This is a genomic window from Spirosoma agri (genome assembly GCF_010747415.1).
Taxonomy (GTDB): Bacteria; Bacteroidota; Bacteroidia; order Cytophagales; family Spirosomataceae; genus Spirosoma; species Spirosoma agri.
Genome location: NZ_JAAGNZ010000001.1, coordinates 98,974 through 117,426, shown reverse-complemented (window position 1 = coordinate 117,426; position 18,453 = coordinate 98,974). Strand labels below are relative to the sequence as shown.

18 protein-coding genes and 1 riboswitch are annotated in these 18,453 nt (G+C 50.3%); of the genes, 5 read left to right on the top strand and 13 right to left on the bottom strand.

Annotated elements, in window-relative coordinates; all coding sequences use genetic code 11:
* Positions 1 to 12: 12 nt before the first annotated feature.
* The 4 genes from GK091_RS00465 to GK091_RS00450 all read right to left on the bottom strand — a co-directional run bounded on the left by GK091_RS00465 (position 13) and on the right by GK091_RS00450 (position 3,179).
* Positions 13 to 1,308: a serine hydrolase gene (locus GK091_RS00465; RefSeq protein WP_164034688.1), complete on the bottom strand. Its 1,296-nt coding sequence runs from the start codon at positions 1,306 to 1,308 to the stop codon at positions 13 to 15.
* 59 nt (positions 1,309 to 1,367) lie between these two features.
* A complete protein-coding gene (locus GK091_RS00460; RefSeq protein ID WP_164034687.1) occupies positions 1,368 to 1,742 on the bottom strand; it encodes a DUF3037 domain-containing protein in 375 nt (124 codons plus the stop codon).
* A complete protein-coding gene (locus GK091_RS00455) occupies positions 1,729 to 2,526 on the bottom strand; it encodes a HipA family kinase (RefSeq protein ID WP_164034686.1) in 798 nt (265 codons plus the stop codon). The genes GK091_RS00460 and GK091_RS00455 overlap by 14 nt, the downstream gene beginning before the upstream one ends.
* 236 nt (positions 2,527 to 2,762) lie before the next feature.
* Positions 2,763 to 3,179, bottom strand: coding sequence for a ribosomal maturation YjgA family protein (locus GK091_RS00450; RefSeq protein WP_164034685.1), 417 nt, complete (start codon positions 3,177 to 3,179; stop codon positions 2,763 to 2,765).
* A gap of 243 nt (positions 3,180 to 3,422) precedes the next feature.
* On the opposite strand from GK091_RS00450, the gene GK091_RS00445 reads away from it, so the two are divergent.
* Both GK091_RS00445 and GK091_RS00440 read left to right on the top strand, forming a co-directional pair.
* Positions 3,423 to 3,947 (top strand): hypothetical protein, encoded by a 525-nt coding sequence (locus GK091_RS00445; protein ID WP_164034684.1) that lies wholly within the window; start codon positions 3,423 to 3,425, stop codon positions 3,945 to 3,947.
* 122 nt (positions 3,948 to 4,069) lie between these two features.
* Complete coding sequence (locus tag GK091_RS00440) at positions 4,070 to 4,240, top strand: hypothetical protein (RefSeq protein WP_164034683.1); 171 nt, start codon at positions 4,070 to 4,072, stop codon at positions 4,238 to 4,240.
* 62 nt (positions 4,241 to 4,302) lie between these two features.
* Here GK091_RS00440 and GK091_RS00435 read toward each other — a convergent pair whose 3' ends face one another.
* Positions 4,303 to 4,689 carry a hypothetical protein gene (locus GK091_RS00435; RefSeq protein ID WP_164034682.1) on the bottom strand — a complete coding sequence of 129 codons (387 nt, stop codon included), beginning with the start codon at positions 4,687 to 4,689 and terminating at the stop codon, positions 4,303 to 4,305.
* A 409-nt stretch (positions 4,690 to 5,098) separates the two neighbouring features.
* Here GK091_RS00435 and GK091_RS00430 point away from each other — a divergent pair, with 409 nt between their 5' ends.
* The 3 genes from GK091_RS00430 to GK091_RS00420 all read left to right on the top strand — a co-directional run bounded on the left by GK091_RS00430 (position 5,099) and on the right by GK091_RS00420 (position 9,226).
* Entirely contained in the window at positions 5,099 to 5,923 is an 825-nt protein-coding gene (locus GK091_RS00430) for a siderophore-interacting protein (RefSeq protein WP_164034681.1), read from the top strand.
* Positions 5,924 to 6,028: 105 nt separating this feature from the next.
* The gene (locus tag GK091_RS00425; RefSeq protein WP_246202105.1) at positions 6,029 to 7,147 is read left to right on the top strand and encodes a serine hydrolase domain-containing protein; all 1,119 of its coding nucleotides are present in this window, start codon (positions 6,029 to 6,031) and stop codon (positions 7,145 to 7,147) included.
* A gap of 207 nt (positions 7,148 to 7,354) precedes the next feature.
* A complete protein-coding gene (locus GK091_RS00420) occupies positions 7,355 to 9,226 on the top strand; it encodes a GEVED domain-containing protein (protein WP_164034680.1) in 1,872 nt (623 codons plus the stop codon).
* Between the two features lie 96 nt (positions 9,227 to 9,322).
* On the opposite strand, the gene GK091_RS00415 is transcribed toward GK091_RS00420, so the two are convergent.
* The 8 genes from GK091_RS00415 to GK091_RS00380 all read right to left on the bottom strand — a co-directional run bounded on the left by GK091_RS00415 (position 9,323) and on the right by GK091_RS00380 (position 18,364).
* Positions 9,323 to 9,859 carry a pyridoxamine 5'-phosphate oxidase family protein gene (locus GK091_RS00415; RefSeq protein ID WP_164034679.1) on the bottom strand — a complete coding sequence of 179 codons (537 nt, stop codon included), beginning with the start codon at positions 9,857 to 9,859 and terminating at the stop codon, positions 9,323 to 9,325.
* Positions 9,860 to 9,981: 122 nt separating this feature from the next.
* Complete coding sequence (gene tenA, locus GK091_RS00410; protein WP_164034678.1) at positions 9,982 to 10,632, bottom strand: thiaminase II; 651 nt, start codon at positions 10,630 to 10,632, stop codon at positions 9,982 to 9,984.
* A 6-nt stretch (positions 10,633 to 10,638) separates the two neighbouring features.
* The gene (thiD, locus tag GK091_RS00405; protein ID WP_164034677.1) at positions 10,639 to 11,445 is read right to left on the bottom strand and encodes a bifunctional hydroxymethylpyrimidine kinase/phosphomethylpyrimidine kinase; all 807 of its coding nucleotides are present in this window, start codon (positions 11,443 to 11,445) and stop codon (positions 10,639 to 10,641) included.
* Positions 11,442 to 12,068, bottom strand: coding sequence for a thiamine phosphate synthase (gene thiE / locus GK091_RS00400; protein WP_164034676.1), 627 nt, complete (start codon positions 12,066 to 12,068; stop codon positions 11,442 to 11,444). The genes thiD and thiE overlap by 4 nt, the downstream gene beginning before the upstream one ends.
* A complete protein-coding gene (gene thiM / locus GK091_RS00395) occupies positions 12,065 to 12,871 on the bottom strand; it encodes a hydroxyethylthiazole kinase (protein WP_164034675.1) in 807 nt (268 codons plus the stop codon). The genes thiE and thiM overlap by 4 nt, the downstream gene beginning before the upstream one ends.
* 48 nt (positions 12,872 to 12,919) lie before the next feature.
* Positions 12,920 to 13,021, bottom strand: a riboswitch (TPP riboswitch).
* 125 nt (positions 13,022 to 13,146) lie between these two features.
* Complete coding sequence (locus GK091_RS00390) at positions 13,147 to 14,019, bottom strand: c-type cytochrome (protein ID WP_164034674.1); 873 nt, start codon at positions 14,017 to 14,019, stop codon at positions 13,147 to 13,149.
* Positions 14,020 to 14,184: 165 nt separating this feature from the next.
* On the bottom strand, positions 14,185 to 15,186 hold the full coding sequence (locus GK091_RS00385; RefSeq protein WP_164034673.1) for a ScyD/ScyE family protein: 1,002 nt from the start codon (positions 15,184 to 15,186) through the stop codon (positions 14,185 to 14,187).
* A gap of 313 nt (positions 15,187 to 15,499) precedes the next feature.
* A complete protein-coding gene (locus tag GK091_RS00380) occupies positions 15,500 to 18,364 on the bottom strand; it encodes a M16 family metallopeptidase (protein WP_164034672.1) in 2,865 nt (954 codons plus the stop codon).
* Positions 18,365 to 18,453 lie beyond the last annotated feature (89 nt).

The following is an 18,453-nucleotide window of genomic DNA, read 5'->3' as shown; positions in this document are numbered from 1 at the left end:
TAGCTCAACATTCTAGTTATCAACATCTCTAATAACAGGTCGATTATCGTTTCGTCGTTTCTCGTAAGGGATCTGAAATTTGGTAAGGTTTGGCTTGTAGGGCCGCTTACGCGTCAATTCGTGCTGATAGATCATCTGACCCAGCTGATACATGAACGGGTGACCTACACTCTCGAATTCGTATTTATCGTCGTTCAAAATGCCATCTCGGTTGACGTAAATCGTAGCGGTAAGCATGTATTCGACCTTGTTTTTAAAGTCGGCTACGTACGAAGCATCCGTCAGAAAACCGTATGCCCAGCCGACCTTGTTAAAAACCCGCACCTCATCGGGCAGCCGGTGGTGTAGACTGTCCATAAAAAAGAATTTTACGTAGCTATCGTAGTACTGCTTCGCGTCGTATTTTGGGTAGTTAGTTTCACCGGGATACTGCGATAAGTATTGGTACAGAAACGTGTAATCGTCGGGCTTGAGGTTGAATCGTTGACGGGGCGAAACCGAGGACGGAAATAGAACCGACTGCAAAATCTGCTGGAACGATTCGAGCGGTAGCTTATTTCGCTCCGTAAAGTCAAACGGCTGATGGATGAGCGTATCGTTCCGGTAAAAGCCCTTGCCGAGCTTCGCCGTCCGGCGAAAATCAAACGGATCGGTGTTGTAAGCGGCTGGTTGCTTGTAAATTACCGACCCATCCGACCTAATAAACCGGATCGGGTTTGTGTGTCTATTCTCGTCGGCAGTCATGCGCACGAAGCAGTGTGTGATGCGCGTATCCAGATAGCCCTTTGCGTGTAGTGAACGATTAATGGCGCCTTGCCCTACAAATTCATACATCCGGCTATAAGCGTCGTTGTCGCTAACCAGAAACGCTTTTTTGATAAAATGCGCGATCGAGGGGTAACCCGTTTCGGACGTTTCATCCCGCCATTCTCTGGTTTGCTTACTATAGGCGCTGTCGAACTGCATGGCGGTTGACTTAGTCACCTGCGGCTTGTTCAGGTCGTTCAGTTTTTCGAGCGCGAGCAGGGCAAGCGGTAGTTTCACCGTAGATGCCGGATTGAAATAGCGAGTACTATCTTCGTTAAAATAGTAATTCCTGAACGATGGCGTATTGTTCTTATCGCGGTCGATCTGCGTGTAAATGATCTGGAGTCGGTACGTATCCGGATACCGAATGACTTCCTGGAAAACTGCGCTCCGATTCGAGCGAAAGAGGTTCGTCAGGAAGGAGTCTGTTCGGGGCTGCCCGTAACTGATGGTTGCCACGACGGATAAAACGCCGATGAGTCGTTTCGGAATGGATCGCATGACAATGAAGATGCGAAAGAAGACGGAAAATCACAAACGAAGCGTCGTCTGCCAATCTTTCATAGAACCAACTGGGCGAAGAGTCGGGCGAGTGTTTCGGCGGCATCCGCGCATAATCCGGGGTGAACCGGTGATGTTTGCACGACGGTGCTACGGGTCGATGTAAGCCAGCGAAATCGCTCAGCAATAGCCAGTTGACCAATGACGCCACCCTCCCGCCGACCGGCGCAAATCCGTTCGAAAGCGCGAAATCTTGCTTCCAGCTCCTGAATGTCCAGTTCGTTCGAAAAAGCGCAGAGCCGTTTCTCGTTCAGGTCGAATACCGTTTGCAGAAAGCCTTGCCCGCGACAGTACAAAATGACACCGACGTTCAGGAATTCTTCCCGTTCGACACGTGGCACGACCCGAATTACGGCGTATTCAAACAAGTGCATTTCTGGCCTCCTTTGCTGCATTGACAAAAATTGCTGATGAGGCCAGTCGTGCCTCTAAAAACTGGGAATACACCCGACGCTGTTCATCCGGCGACTCCACCGCAAGCTCGTTGGTCAGCCACTCGTCGGGAATCAGCGAAACGATTGCCTGGATACGGTCAGCCGTGAGCAACTGACGCGAGCGGACATCGACGGCATCCAGTTCAGTAGCTTGAGCCAAGAGTACATGATCCTTGATTTGCGCAAACGGGCGATGGCTTTGTTCGGGCCAGTTGGGACCCGTATGGTGCACATAGAGCGCGGCACCGTGGTCGATCAGCCATAATTCTTTGTGCCACATCAGCATGTTCGTGTTGCGGGCCGTACGGTCTACATTCATAATGAACGCATCCAGCCACACAATCTGCGACGCCAATTGGGAATCAACCTCATTGATGATGGGATCGAATGTAATGGAACCCGACAGGTAATGAAGCGCGAGGTTAAGTCCCTCACTGGCCCGAAGCAGATCTTGAATTTCCTCATCGGCTTCGGTGCGTCCAAAGGCCGAATCGAGGTTAGCGAATACGATTTCAGGCACCCGCAGCCCAAGCGCGCGGGCAATTTCGCCGGCAACCAGTTCGGCAATAAGGGCTTTTGTTCCCTGACCAGCGCCCCGGAATTTCAGCACATACAGAAAATCGTCATTGGCCTCCACAAGCGCGGGCAATGACCCTCCTTCACGCAGGGGTTTGGCGTAGCGCGTTACCGTAACGGATCTAATTTCGGGCGTCGTATAATCCACAAATAAAAAAATCAACGTCTGATACAGCGACGCTTCCTTGATGAATGGCTATCTGCATTTCCATTTCTATCGGGAAATGTAGGGTTATTTTTTCAGAACCGACCTACTCTATCATGATTTCTGTCTAAGATGGCCGTAGTGGTCAACGACGCCCGGTGTAATTCAGGGTTTTCGCTCAACGCGGGGCCACGATTTGTCAGCTAAGAGCTGAGTCGCTACACAACGGACGATTCGTTCTACAATTCTGCGGTTCTAAAACGAAATTGAACCGGAATAATGTGCTTGTCAATCAGCATACCAACAGCAACACCCAGGCTGTAACAGAGCAAATCACTCCACACGAAACGAAAGCCGAGCACCAATCCGCCAAGCCGGGTGGCTCGTACGCTGTCAATCCAGGGAGCATGATACAGTTGACTCACCTCGATCGAGAATGAAAACAGTAGCGCGGCCAATGCAACAACCCGAATCGGCCACCGGGCAATCAGTAAGGCAAATCCAAAAAATACCATGAGTGCCCATAAACCATCGCCGACATAGTTCTTCACGAAGGGGATGTCCCCAAAAAAGCGCCTTGATACGACGCCCATCAATAGAATGATGATCGTTAAGGCGCCGTAAACGAATCGATTGCGGTGGGCAACTAGCAGCATGTCAACATAAAGTATCGAAAATCACAGCTGTTTATCCATAGTCGATCAGGTTCATATGTTGATCGGCCTTTGCCCGAATGGTTCATAGGTATAACTAATTGATTTGACTTCAATTTATTTTTTTCAAATGTTACCATTTTTCTTATTTTGCGTATAAATATACGATACAGCTGTGTCTCGCCTATCACTGACTTTTTCCTGGCATCAGCATACTCCTTTTCACCTTAACTACTATAGATAGCTATGATTTTTCTATTTACAGCCATTAACCAACAACAGGAGGTCAAGAGCTTTTCCTTTCGAATCGATACGTTCGAGAAAGGGCTCGACTTTATGAACAGAGTGGTTGCTCGGGGCGAACTCATCTTAAGTGCCTATCTATTTGACCACGATGGTGTTATTGACCTTCCGGCTGAGGTTTTTGACGGTAGTTGCTTTACGGATCACATCCAGCAACTGGAGCTAGACTGGCAAGTTTTACTGGAAGAATCGAGCTCCCACGCGGCCAATGACCACCAGGAGCAGATTAAGTGGGCCATCAAACGCATCAACTTATACGAAACGAGCATACTCAGTCACACATCGGTGGTCAGTCGTTTTGAATTACTGCTTCAGCGCGCTAAGAACCGAATCACAGACGAAGCGAACAAATCGATGCTTTTAGACTACTACTCTTGTCAGATAGACCTCTATAAGTATCAGTTAAACGAATTAGGAAGCAAACGCGATGCAGTCATCAAGCGTCTTAACGTTCTGATTAATTCTTGATACCAGTTGACTCCCATAGTAATTAAAATAAAATTTGTAGGACTTTATTTTAATTCTCAACTAATTACAGTTTATTTATAAAATATTTTAGTAATTCAGAGTATACCCAATTGCCTTTCTGTATGGATACTGCATCGACAAAGGGTCATCTACGCCCGAACGACAATTCGCCTGACCAGTTTCGACAGCAACTCGTTCAGTATGTTCGACAGGTTGGGCAGTTATACGAATCGGATAAGGCCATACAGGCTGCCGTAAAAATTCTCGAGAAGTCATTCAATACAGCTAAGTAGGCATCAGTCCTTTCTCAGCCAATCAATACTATATAAGCAATGAGGGTAGCATTACCGGCTGGCTACGAAGCTGGACGTGATGCTAAGTTGAGCCTGACCTTGGCCTGGTCATTCAGGCGATTCAGGATCGACGTGTGGTTAATAAGCTTTGCGTAGCTTCTCTTTGGTTTATTCTGATTACCCTCATCCGACGGCTCCATATCCTTTCTTAATTTCTCTATCTCTCCCTGCATGGCAACCAGTAGCGATTCCAGTTCACTCACAGGACATTGCCCAATATAGAGAGTACCTTCGTTATTCGGCTCTGATTGGGCAGCCCCAACAATATAAGCGTGAATACGACTGTGATTTGTCCGTACTGCGATAATTGCATTGAACCAGTTTTCCAGTATTTCTTCAAGGTTATATTTATCTGGTGATGGGTCACTGGCTGACGACACTTCTTCCATTCTATATACTATTAGTCAAATCTTGTATCACTTTATAAACTTAACAGCTAACTATACTATAACAAATTTACCTTTTTTCCAAATATAATATATAGAAACGGTTTTACGGTGTGGAGGAGAACCTATTTTCTACTTAACATTCCTCTGTATACTTTTTTCAGCAGACTTCTTTGCGAGTGCATAGCCCTATCTACTAGTCGAAGGTCGACTAGCCGGACAAGTAGCCGACAAGGTAAATTTATACTTTATACTTGTTCGACCCAATCCAGCGCCAGACTAGCGCAGGCAATTTCCTTACACAACCTTTTTATAACCTGGTTGAATTGTTCTTGCCACAAAACCGCTTACATTCGCTTAGATTTATTCTAAATAACTTACAGCAAACCATTTGCTCCAACTTATCCAGCGCATGAATACGAGACAGCGTCGGCCACTTATCCTCGAACTTGTACAGGTAGTCGGCTTTACGGATATAACGCCCCATATGCGTCGGGTCATTGTCGCCGGGGAAGGATTAATCGGCTTAACTGGTTTGATGCCGGGCATCCACCTGAAACTGCTGCTGCCTCAACCCGGCCAGTTGACACCGATACTGCCAACCTTTGATGCCAACGGCCAGCCGCTGCCACCACCTGATAAGGGCGTTCCAACAGTACGAACGTATACCGTACGCTCTTTTGAACCCGAGACCGGCGAATTGACCATCGATTTTGTGCTGCACGGCGATGAGGGGCCCGCGTCGGCCTGGGCAACCCATGTGCAGCCTGGGCAATTCATCGGTGTGGCCCTGCGTCCCGGTATTGCGTACCGCGAAGCTGACTGGTATCTGTTGGCTGGTGACCAGACCGCCTTACCGGCGATCAGTGCTATTCTGGAACAGTTACCCGCTTCGGCAAAAGGGGTAGCATTCATTGAAATTCCCGACGAACGTGACGAACAACACCTGGAATTTGAGGCCAATATTCAACTTCACTGGCTGCATCGCAACGGCGTTGACGCCGGAAAGAGCCCACTGCTGCAGGATGCCGTGTACGGGACCGCACTGCCCGATGGCCAAACCGAAACCCGCTTTATCTGGGTCGCAACGGAAGTAACCTCGGCCAAACAGATCCGCGACTATCTACGGATTCAGCACCAGATGGCCAGTCATGAGTTACATGTAGCGGCCTACTGGAAGCTCGGTTTGAGCGAAGATGCTTACCATGAAATGCGTCATCGTGAAGCAGAGCAATAGGATAAAGCACGAAAATTGCGGCAGATCGCAAAAAATTAGCTGGTCGTGGGCGTTGTTCGCTCAAAGAATGGCTACATTTAGTTGATCTCTTCTTCATACGTGCTAATGAAAGTAGTCCATTGTCTGATTACACTCCTGTCGTGCTTGACGCTTCTTTTTGTTGCCTGTAGTCGTCCCCAAACCCGGCCGGTCATTTCGCTGACCGATAAACTGAATTCTCTCTTTGCCGGTGTTCCCGATTTCAGTGGTGTTTTGCTCATTGCCGAGAAAGGGAAGCCGCTCTATAAGCGGGCGTTTGGGTATACGAATTTCGACACGAAGGAACCCAACACAACGTCGTCTATTTTCGAGCTGGCTTCTGTATCGAAGCAGTTTACAGCCATGACGATCATGATGCTGAAGCAGGACGGAAAACTGGCCTATGACGATCTGATCGAAACCTATATTCCGGGGCTACCTTATCCAGGAATTACCATACGTCACCTGCTTAACCATACCTCGGGTTTGCCTGATTATCAGGCCATAATGGATGAGCATTGGGATAAGAGCAAAGTCGCCGGCAATGTCGATAATATTGCGTACCTGATTCAATACCACCCGCCTAAACTGTTTGATCCCGGAGCGAAATACGAGTACAGCGACACGGGCTATATGCTCCTGGCCAGCATTGCGGAGAAAGCATCCGGTCAGGATTTCGTTGACTTTTGCCGGACACGTATTTTCGATCCGGTGCACATGACCCACACGGCAATTCGCACGCGTGACGAGAAAATCAACCTTCCCGGTATGGCCTGGGGACACCTGTTTGTCCCGGAAAAGAAACGCTACGTTCGGGCTGATTCCTTCCCGCAGTTCAATTATGCAATTTGGCTAGGCAACCGGAAGGGCCCCGGTCGTGTTAGCTCCACCGTCGATGATCTGCTGAAGTGGGATCGGGCTCTGTACACCGATCGCCTTGTTAGCCGACAAACGTTGAATGAGGCCTTTACACCGGCTATCTTGAACGACGGCTCATTGTCGCACTATGGTTTCGGCTGGGTATTAGAACAGAGCGATAAAGCGGGGAAAGTAGTCCGGCATAGTGGCGAAAATCCCGGCTACCGAACCCAGTTGATTCGGTATATTGACGCCGATAAAACGATTATTCTGTTATGCAATAATGAACACGAAAAACTTCCCCCTATACTTAAAACCGTTGAGTTGCTGGTAACTGAAACGGACTAAGGGCGTACGCCAGCAACTTCGGCACGAGCGTTTTTGCGGTATTTAATGACCTTCCATCAGTGAATGACGTTAACGATAATACGCGCGAACAGACTGAATCGGTGAATGATCTTCAGGGTAAGAAGCGCAGAAAGTGGACTGGTTTCTAGGTATTTAGCACTAATTAAATATCTTTGAAAGACGAAAACCTATAAACTGTCCACGGCCTTGACACACACCTACCGCCTATGGTATCTACTGAGTGGTTTATTGAGCGTCGTAGTTACTACATCACTGGCACAGAAGGTGACCCAAATCACTTCCGAAGAATGCGGTACTCCAACGCCCAGCAAAGAAGCTATCGAAACGGCTGAACGAGCTATCGTACAGCTGAAACAGGCGATGACCAACTCGATCCCGCCATCGGTGGTGAACATTCCAATCAAAGCGCACATTATCCGGCGAAGCAATGGAACCGGAGGGCTTAATGAGGCTACGCTGAATGCCGCCATCACGGCTATGAATACCAACTATCAACCCGTCAATCTTCAATTTTTTCTCTGCAATGGAGTCCATTACATCGACAGTGACGCGTTGTTCGATTGCGATGTAGATACTGAAAACGCTCAGCTGGTGTTGAATAATGTTAATGATGCCCTGAACATCTACTTTGCCAACACGCTGACGGCCGGAAGCAGTGCTCTCAATGGTATTGCCGCCTTTCCCAGTGGTGTAGCATCCCAGAACCGCATTATCCTGTACAACGGGGCTGTCTCGAACGGCTCGACCTTACCCCATGAAGTGGGACACTATTTCAACTTATACCATACCCATGAAACAGCTATTGCCAACGAGTTGGTTACGCGGGGCTCAGGTGCCAATTGTACCAGTGCCGGTGACCTGCTCTGCGACACACCCGCTGACCCATGCTGTTACTTTTACAATGCCTCGAACTGTACCTACACCGGTACTGCCGTTGATGCAAACGGGCAAACTTATTCGCCGTTGATTAACAACCTGATGTCGTATTATACAACCTGTCGAACTCAGTTTACCAGCGGGCAGTATAACCGCATGGGCGACGGGTATACTTACCGCCTGTCGCTGATGCAGTCGTCGGGCGCTTACGTGTATAACTGCTCGTCTGTTGCCATTGCTGCACCAACGAATGTATCGGTGACTCCGGCAACGAGCTGTACGTCCAATTCGCTTATAACCTGGACGGACAATAGCACAAACGAGAATGGTTTTATTGTTGAGCGATCGACCAGCCCGACCACCGGTTTTGTCGCCATTGCTGCCGTAGCAGCTAATACTACCTCAACCTCAACAACAGACCCCGCTCCATTAGCAGGTCTACAGGCTTATTATCGCGTGGTGGCGGCTAACAGCAAGGCTGCGCCGAGTGCCACAGTAGCGGTCACATCAGCTAATTTGGTCTGTTATTGCCAGCCCGGCGCAACAAACTGTTCATTGGGTGATCAGATCAGTAATTTCACTCTGAAGTCCAGTACCAGTACGCTCATCAATAACTCGTCAACGTGTGGTGCGAATGGCTTTTCTGACTTTACGGCTATCTCAGCAACCGTGACGGCAGGTACGGCCTACACCCTTGTTGTGACCAATCCAGGCCAGTATCCGGAGGGGTTTACGGTCTGGATCGATGCCAACCAGGATAAGACATTCGATGCCAGCGAAATCGTCTTTCAATCGGCAACCACGACACAGCAGGCTGTCCAGCAGGGAACGTTTGTTCTTCCTGTCGATATGCTGGCGGGTCAAACCCGCTTACGGATTCGACAGCGTGATGACTCATCGGGGGGTGTACCAACATCACCCTGCGCATCCTATGGATACGGCGAAACCGAAGATTATACGCTTGTTATTCCAGCGGCAGCAGTTGCCAGTACAGCATCGGGTAACTGGTCGAGTGGATCGACCTGGGCAACGAATCAGGTTCCTACCCTTACCGATGACGTGACGATCAACCCGCCACACACCGTTACGCTTCCTACGGGCTACACAGGTAAGGCAAAAAAGCTGAAACTACAGGGAAATGTGACCTTTCAGACCGATAGCAAACTTCAGATAGGGCAGTAGCAGATCGTTTCCGTAGTAACTCATCAGCGCATCAGTCGTCGTAAATACCGTTTTCCGCTGTCACGGCTGAAAGACTCGTAACAGCGGAAAATTAGCTTATACCGTCAGCGTACCTTCAATGGAGTCATCCAGCGTTTTGCCCAGAACAGCACCAGCGGCCATTTTCACGAAGGCGACCGCATTGCCATGTTTGTTGTCCCAATAATAACCCTCCGTCGCTTCCACTTTTATCGCCGTGATACGCGGGTCGTCGATGCCTTCGGTAAACCACGTTTTCAAGATTGGCTCCCAAAGCTCCTTGATGAGCTCTTTATCTTTGGATATCGTTGCCTCGCCGTAGATACTCAAAAAATCGGAATGGGGTGAACCCTGAAAAAGGAGGTGAACCCGATTGTCGGTCTGAATTTCCGCATTTTTATGGCTATCGTCGGCGCTTAGAAACCAGAAATTACCGTGCTCATCGACTTTCTGCGCCGACATGGGTCTCGTTGTCAACGGTTGGCCACTTGCAATCTTCGTGCAGAAAAAACACGTGTTACTTTTCTCGGTCAGTTCCTTTATTTTCTTACCCGCTTCGGACCCTATCAAATCTTTGCGATTTTCTTCTGGCTGTTGCTGATTGATGCTATCCATACCGTTTTGTCATTAAACGAAGTTGTCCATTGCTAACAAACCGTTGAACCAAGCCGCTTGCAAAGTCGCGCTGATCCTACTTTTCTTTAGTTAACGGCCCGTTCAGTAAGTTACCCCGTTTGCTAAACCAGCCACCGGTTCTGTTCATAGGCGTCGTTCCAGAAATACCATTCCAGCCGACTCGACAGTCGGAACGCGTCCCGCATTTTTTCCCGCTCCGATGGGCTGGCCAGCTCGGCAAACTGATCCGTTATCGCCAGCATTTGCGTAACTGACTGATCGAACGCATCACCCGCGTAGGTATCGATCCAGGCGCGGTACGGATTTTCCTGACTAGCTTGCTGGTAGATGTGTTTACCCACCTGCCGGTAAATCCAGAAGCACGGCAAAACGGCAGCCGCCCCTACTGCTACGGACTGGAGCGCGGTGGTCGCCAGCAGGTAATTCGTGTAGGCGAAACAGGCGGGCATTTTAACCGTTTCGGGCTGAATGGCATACAGCGCAAAATAGGTTTCGTGTAATACCCGTTCAACCAGAATAGCGTTTTGCGCAAACTGAGTGAATTGCAGCATATCATCCGGCGTAGCCGAGCGGGCAGCCAGCTGGTTCAGCGCACGGGCAAAATCGGCCAGATAAAGCGCATCCTGCTGAATGTAGCATTGGAATGTCGCGTTGGGAAGATTGCCCGCTGATAGTTCCGCAACGAAGCCATGCTTCAGGATGGAGTCATAGATGGGTTGGATGTCTTGCCAGAGCTGTTCGGTAAATTTCATGTCGATCTAAGGCCAAACGTTGAAAAAATGGTGCACCGGACCATGCCCTTGTCCTACTTTATAGCCCGATCCGGCCCGTAGTGCCTCGGTCAAGTACGTTTTTGCTTCGACCACAGCCCCAACGATTGATAAGCCTTTGGCTAATCCGGCGGCAATGGCAGACGAGAGCGTACAACCCGTTCCGTGTGAATTGGCCGTTGCAATCCGGACCGTGGAAAATGAATGCTGTTCGCGTTCAGAGATGTATAGTAAATCGGTACTATCGACCGTTGCCAGATGACCGCCTTTCACCAGAATCGCGCCCGGACATAGTTTTGCGAGATCAGCGGCAGCCTCCTGCATATCGGCTGCTGTCTCGACCGGACGACCCAGCAGCACACTTGCTTCGGGTAGATTAGGCGTCAGCACCGAGGCTAGGGGCAACAAATACCGTTTGAGCGCGTCGATTGCCTCGTCCTGCAAGAGTTTGTCACCACTTTTGGCTACCATAACGGGATCAAGTACAATCGTCGTTATGCCGAACTCAACCAATGTTCTGGCTACCTGAACAATAACCTCCGGTGAATGCAACATCCCGATCTTGACCGCATCAGTACCGATGTCACTTAGCACCGCGTTCATCTGCTCAGCGATAAACGCGGGTGGCACCGGCATGATACCCGTTACGGCGGTTGTATTCTGCGCTGTCAGGGCGGTGATCACCGACATACCATAGCAACCAAGCGCCGAAACCGTTTTGAGATCCGCCTGAATGCCAGCACCTCCCCCACTATCCGAACCGGCAATCGTCAGAACACGTGCGTATGTTTTCATGTCATTTGATCGATCAGATAGCTAAGATGGCGGGCAGCTTCGTACGGTGACGCATGGCCACAAATGGCGGATACGACCGCAGCACCGGTGGCTCCCGCGCGCCTGATTTGCTGGATATTGCCGGCGTTGATACCTCCAATGGCGTAAGTTGGCCGGTTCGTCTGCTGGCATAGAGCCCGTAGCCCTTCCAGTCCTAGCAGACTGGACGTATCCTGCTTGGTACCGGTCGGAAATATGGTCGCAATGCCCAGGTAATCAACGTCCATGTTCGCAGCCGCCTGTAATTCCGTTTCGCTATTGATCGACAGCCCAATGAGTTTATCAGGGCCGATCAAGGTGCGCACCAGTTGATACGGCATATCGTCCTGACCGATGTGAACGCCGTCGGCATCGATGGCAAGTGCAACATCGACTCGATCGTTGATAATTAGGTTAGCGCCATAGTCCTGCGTAATGCGCTTTAAGGCAACACCAAGCTCGATGAAAGCCCGTGTCGACAGGGTTTTTTCCCGCAGTTGTACCCACCGAACACCCGCCCGGCAAGCCTCTTCGACCACGTAAGGCAGCGTGTGACCAGCCTGTTGCGCAATGGCACCGTCGGTCACCAGATACAGCGTGCTCACGATTGCGTCAGTTGAAGTCGATCCGTGATGGTAGCTGCGGTCAGTTCATGCAGCGCATCGAGAAAGTTAACTTGCAGACTGCCAGGCGCCGATTTTTGTTCAGCAGCCAGTTCACCCGCGATACCCATTACCGCCATAGCGTGCGTAGCCGCCTGAAAATAATCGGTATTTACGGCGGCAAAAGCCCCTGTCAGCGCAGTTGCCGTGCAGCCCATTCCAGTCACCTTCGCCATGAGCGGATGACCGTTGGCGATGGCCGCTACGCGTTCACCCTGAATGATGTAATCAACGGCACCACTAACGACGACCACGCAACTCCAGACCGAACTCAGGCGTTTGGCCGCATCGATGGCGGCATCCGATCCGAAGAGACTATCAACGCCTTTGGTTTGGGCATTCAGGCCAGCCAGCGCCATAATTTCTGATGCATTACCCCGAATAACGTCGGGCGCAGCCAGCGTTAACAGCTCCTGACTAACCTGGTTCCGGAAAGTGGTTGCGCCAACGCCAACCGGATCAAAAACGACGGGTTTGCCGAGTGCTTTGGCCCGTTGCATGGCGAGTTTCATGCCTGCCACAAACGTACTGTCGAGCGTACCGATGTTGACGACCAGCGCGCTGGAGATTGCTACGAACTCTTCGACCTCTTCCGGCGCATGAACCATCGCGGGTGAAGCCCCCAACGCCAGTAAGGCATTGGCCGTGTTGTTCATAACCACGAAATTGGTAATGTTGTGAATAAGCGGAGCCTGAACACGAATATGCTCGACGTCGGTCCAGATTGCTTGGGATGATTGTGCCATACTGCTGTTAATGAATAGACTAAACAGCAACTTTAGCGGAGAGCAGATAGCATCTCGTTAACTTTTCCCTACGGCAGTACGAACTGCATCAGGTAATGAGGGTATCCTCTCAGTCAGACCAGTTTGGTACTGACACCCCTAAAGTTGTTTGGCAAAGGTAGGAGATTCTGGTTTATAGCAACCGTGTGTGATCAATATTAGGCGCACCCGAGTAAAAAAAAGGTGTAGGCTAAGATCAGGCTTGTCTTTCGGAACACGCTCGTGCTTACACCTGCTCATTTTACGCTATGCAAGTATAAGTAAATGGCTTTCAGTTCATCGTCGGAATAGGTAAATGATTTGACGGGCATGTATTGACTCAGGACTCGACCATCGGGTGTTTTTCCGGTGTGAAACAGGTTAACAAAATCATCCTGCGACCATTGGCCAAGCTTGCCCGTCGACGAAATGTCGGGAATAGGTGGCTGTTCGGGTGAATGCGAAGGAGCGCCCTTGAAATTCTCGGTATGGCAACCCGTACAGGTGATGGCCAGGTATTTTCCGTAGTCGGCAGTGACGGCTACCTTTATGTCGTCAACGTAGATCGCATTGTGATCAATTTTTTCGGCGGATAGAAGTGGAAATTCGCCAGCAAACGTAAGCACCCGGCCTAACGGTTTAAGGGATTTCTGTGGCGTCACTTTATCGACGGGCGGTTGTTTTTTGACGTAGCTGATCAAGGCAGCCATGTCGTAGTTTGACAGACCGCAAATCTCGTGCGAGGGCATAAACCAGAGCGGCTTCCCGTCTTTTCCGATTCCATGCCGTAACGACCGGATCCAGTCCTGATCGGTGTAGTGAATACCCCCTTTGCCACTGGTAATATTACTGGCCTGCAAATAACCGATGGGCGAGTTTTCATCGGCAAATACCTCACCAGTAGCTAAGTCACCCCCATGACAACCGAGACAACCCCTGATTTCGGCAACGTGTCGGCCATAGGCATACGAAGCGGAATCATCAGGAATAGTCAGCGTCTGGGGTTTAATATCATACACTTTATTGATCCCCGCTTCGGTTTTGACATAGACGACGCAATAAAAGACGACGAGCAGAAGTAACAATGAACCGAATACGATACCGGTCCATTTAAGTACTTTCTTTAACATGGTGGTTAACGAATGAGGTTTATGAGCATTCCAACCTGACAGGCACTAGGCAGCCAGCTAGCCGGTTCATCCGGGAAGCACACGGGCACTGAACTCAATAAAGAAGCTAGTAAAACGCAGTAAAAACCGGCACCAGCGCGGGTTGATCCAGCGTGTACCGACGGTCTATCTGGTGATTTTCAGCAGCGACCGATCACCCAGGCTGGTCACATAATACGTGTTTGCATCAGTCTGTTTGAGATCGGTGGGCAGATTGAGTTGATCAACCAGCACCGAATTACCATTGGCCGTCACCTGAATTAGCTGGCCGGTTTTCTGGGTGAATCCCATCCCAAACACGCCATGTTGCAAGAGCAATAGGCCCAGATTAGTCTCCAGATTGATATCGACGATGCTGGTAAATCCTTTCTTGAGAGCTGACGCATTCCCCGCCTGATCGACCTCATAAACAACCGACTGCCCCGACAAAAATGGATAGCCGATCAAGGTGCTGACCAGAAGCCGTTGCCCATCGAACACAATACCCGTCGGCACACTTTCGCTGAAAGGCGGTAGGGTCCCTGCGGGGTTAGCAACGCCAGGTATGATAGAAAAGACGCTCCAGACACCCGCTTTCGTCCGGCGAATGATCGCATTGGCCCCCGCATCGGTAAAGAACAGGTCGCCATCGAAGCCAACAGTCATGTTGTACAGGTGCGTATCTTCGGTATCCTGGGCAAATTTATAATCCAGGATAAACTGCCGCTTATCTTCCGGCACAAGGTCTTTCGCCAGAAGGACCGGATCGCCGACCTTATAATTGGTAACGTTGACTTTATACAGTTTGCTGTGCGAGCCAAGTATATACAACCATCCGTCGGCGAAGAGCAGGTGGTTCAACCCGTTCAGCTCACCACCCATGATAATTTCCGAATCGAAACCCGTAATAACGGGGTGCACAACCCCATCGGGGGTCACGAGCGACACTTGCCCGTCGTTTTTGCCCGTACCAGCCTCCGTCACCCAGATTCGCCCGGCGGGGTCTGTATCGACGCCGATTGGCCCCAGTAGACCAGTAGCCATTGTCGTTACCCGGAGCGAATTAGGTGCGGCAAGCCGGTGGTCCTGGCAACCCGTGATGAGCGATCCAACCAGTATGGAACTCAATGCAATCAGTTTGTAGCGCATAACAGTCATTTTTACGTAGGAATAGGAAGCGTGTACTGTTTCAGAAAAGTCCGGGTGCCGTATCTGATTTTTCTCGATTAGCCCATGACTCATCAACCTGCCAAACGTACAGAATTGAGTATCATTCTTGCAAATCTCTTTAGTTAACGGCTTGATCTTCTGAGCAAAGAGGGCTATTGACTGAGTGGCTGAGCAAACGGCGTGTCTACCAGCAAGCCGCATTTGGAAAATCCATAAAAAAGGAATCGTCCGTAGACGGTGCCTTCAGTAAAGCCACTGTCTACGGACGATTATTACCTGATACTTACTAGTTCTATTTTTTTTCCGGCATCAACACCAGACGAATGAAATTAGGGCCGAAGTAGTTATTGGCAGCTGCTTTCGTGCTTTGGACGGTTACCTTATCCAGCTGTTCTTTTTCGTGCAGCACCTCATCGGGCGCGTCACCGTTGTAGTATTGGTTCTGCAAATAGCCAAGCCAGAACTGATTATCTTTTAGCTGCACTTCTGTTTCGCGCCGGGTTTCGGCCTTGAATTTGGCAATATCGACGGGCGAGGCCCCTTTCTGTTTCAAATCATTGATCAACTCCTGCGTTTTGGCAATCAGCTTCTCTACGTTATCGGGTGCACAGCCGAAACTGATCCGGAAGGTGTAGCGTGAGACCGGATACTTGCTGTAGGCGGCACTGGCCCCAACACCGTAAACACCACTTTCTTCTTCCCGCAGTTTTTCGATCAGCTTGATTTCGAGTACTTCAGCCAGTGCGTCTAACTGCGTTGTCATTTCGGGCGACCAGCTTAGTTCTCCGCTATAGACCAGTTGCACAGAGGCTTTCGGATCGACGCCCTTGTACACCGTTTTGCTAAGTTGCCCCGCCGGAATCCGGATGCCCAAGTCTTTAAACTTCTCCGTTTTGCCGGTCGACGGTAACCCACCAATGTATTTCTCCACGAGCGGCTTTAGCTGATCTTCCTTAAAATTCCCAACGAAGTAGAACGTAAAATCTCCCGCGTTGGCGAACCGTTCCTGGTAGATTTTTAGGGCTTTATCCAGATCGATTTTATCCAGATCATCGGGTTTGAGCGGCTGCCGACGGGGATTGTTGGCCCCCAGCGTCACCTGCACCGTATCCTGAAAGACCCGCTGCGGGGTTGGCGTATTGATCTGGTTCTGTAATGCGCTCCGCTGGTTGGACAGGAAGCCTTTCACCACATCCGCGTCTTTACGGGGTTGCGTAAAGTAGCTGTACAGGAGCTGAAGCGCCGTTTCCAGATCTTTTGGAGCCGCGCTACCGTTCACGCCCTCGCTTAGCTCACCCACGAACGGAAATACGCTCACTTGCTTACCGGACAAAAATTTACCCAACTGGACCTGATTGTAGGCACCCGTACCGCCCATAGCCGCCAGCGTAGATGAGAACCGGGCCGTCATAAAATCGTTCAGCTCGTAGAGCGATGTGCCGCCGAAGCTACTGCCGGAGAAAAGAACCTGATCATTCTTGAAATTAGTCGGCTTCAGGACCACGCGGGCGCCATTCTTCAGCGTCCACTCCGTCACGCCAATATCCTTGATTTGCTTCTCGCTCACAACCGGCGAACCCGTTGGCTGCGTAGCCAGCAATGGACTATCGAGCGTTTTGTCATCGTAGGCAGTCAGCCCCTTTCCGGCATTGTCTACGTACCCAATAATCTGCTCGACCGATGGCAGTTTTGCTTTATCCTTTTCGGGAGCCATCACAATAACGGCCCGGTTATCGTTATGGATAAACTGATCGACCAGCGCGTTCACTTCATCGAGCTTGATACCGCCCTGCTCTTTTTTCAGGAAGTCATAATAGAACTCGATGCTCGTGTACGGCTCTTTATCCGTAAAATTCTGAACGTATTCATTAACGTAGTTGACTGACCGGGTCTTGTCGCGCTCACTGTACGCCTGTTCGACGTTCGTCAGAAATTCCTGCTTTGCGCGCGCCAGTTCAGTGGGGGTAAAACCAAATTGTTTGACACGGGCATTCTCGTCGAGCACCGCCCGAATCGCCCGTTCGACGTTGCCTTCTTTAGCAACCGCAATCGAGGTGAACGCGTCCAGGTTACCCAAAAAGTCACTATAGTTGCTATAGCCGCCCAGAAACGGTGGGTCGGCCTGTTGCGTCAACTCTTGAATCCGGTTACCAAGCATTGTGTTGAATAAGCCACGTTTAATGCTTTCGCGCAGATCGTTCAAGTTTTTTTCTTTGATCTCTGGTCGCTTGTAAATCACCTGCACCACCGTGTTGGGTTGCTCTGGGTCGGTCACAATGACCACTTTTGTGTCTTTATGCGCCGGGATGTCGTACTCAGTCCGTGGCTTTGGGTCTTTAACTGCTGGAATGCGCCCGAACTTTTCCCGAATGATGCCTTCCACCTCTTTCATGTCAAAGTCGCCAACAGCAATAACGGCCATTAGATCAGGCCGATACCAGTCCTGGTAAAACTGGCGCAACGTTTCGGGTTTGAACGTTGTCAATACCTGTTCCGTACCAATAGGCAGCCGCTTCGAATACTGCGAATTATTCAACAGAATTGGAAAATATTCGTCGCGCATCCGCTGGCCAGCTCCGCGTCCGAGCCGCCGTTCTTCCAGAATAACACCCCGTTCTTTATCGACTTCCTTCGGATCGATCGTGGCATTATGGGCCCAGTCTTCCAGAATCTGGAACGCCTGCCGAAACACGTTGGCCGAATCGGTTGGAACGGGCAGCTGATAGACCGTTTCGTCGAAACCCGTATAGGCATTTAGATCGGCTCCGAAGCGCACTCCGGATGATTGCAAAAAGTTGACCAGCTCATTTTTTGGGAAATTTTTGGTGCCATTAAACTCCATGTGCTCCATGAAGTGGGCCAGCCCCTGCTGATTGTCGTTCTCCAGCACCGATCCGGCCCGGATGACCAGCCGCAGTTCGGCCCGGTTTTTCGGTTCGGCATTTTTACGGATGTAATACGTCAGGCCGTTGGGCAGCTTACCGACCTTTACGGCAGGGTCCAGCGGGATAGGGCTATTGAGCGAAGCAGCCGTCGACGGCGTTGTTCGTACCGCCGATGCTGGTTTGGCGGCCGTTTTTTTTGGTTTAGGTGCTGATTGCGCCAGCACGAGCGTAGCACTGAACAACAAGGTCAGTGTGAGCGGAAAACGTACCATTCGGTCGTTCAGGATTGGGTTGTGGTTCTTACTTCGGACAAAAGAAGGGAGACGAAAAGACTGAGACGGTATAAGTCGTTCAATCGTCG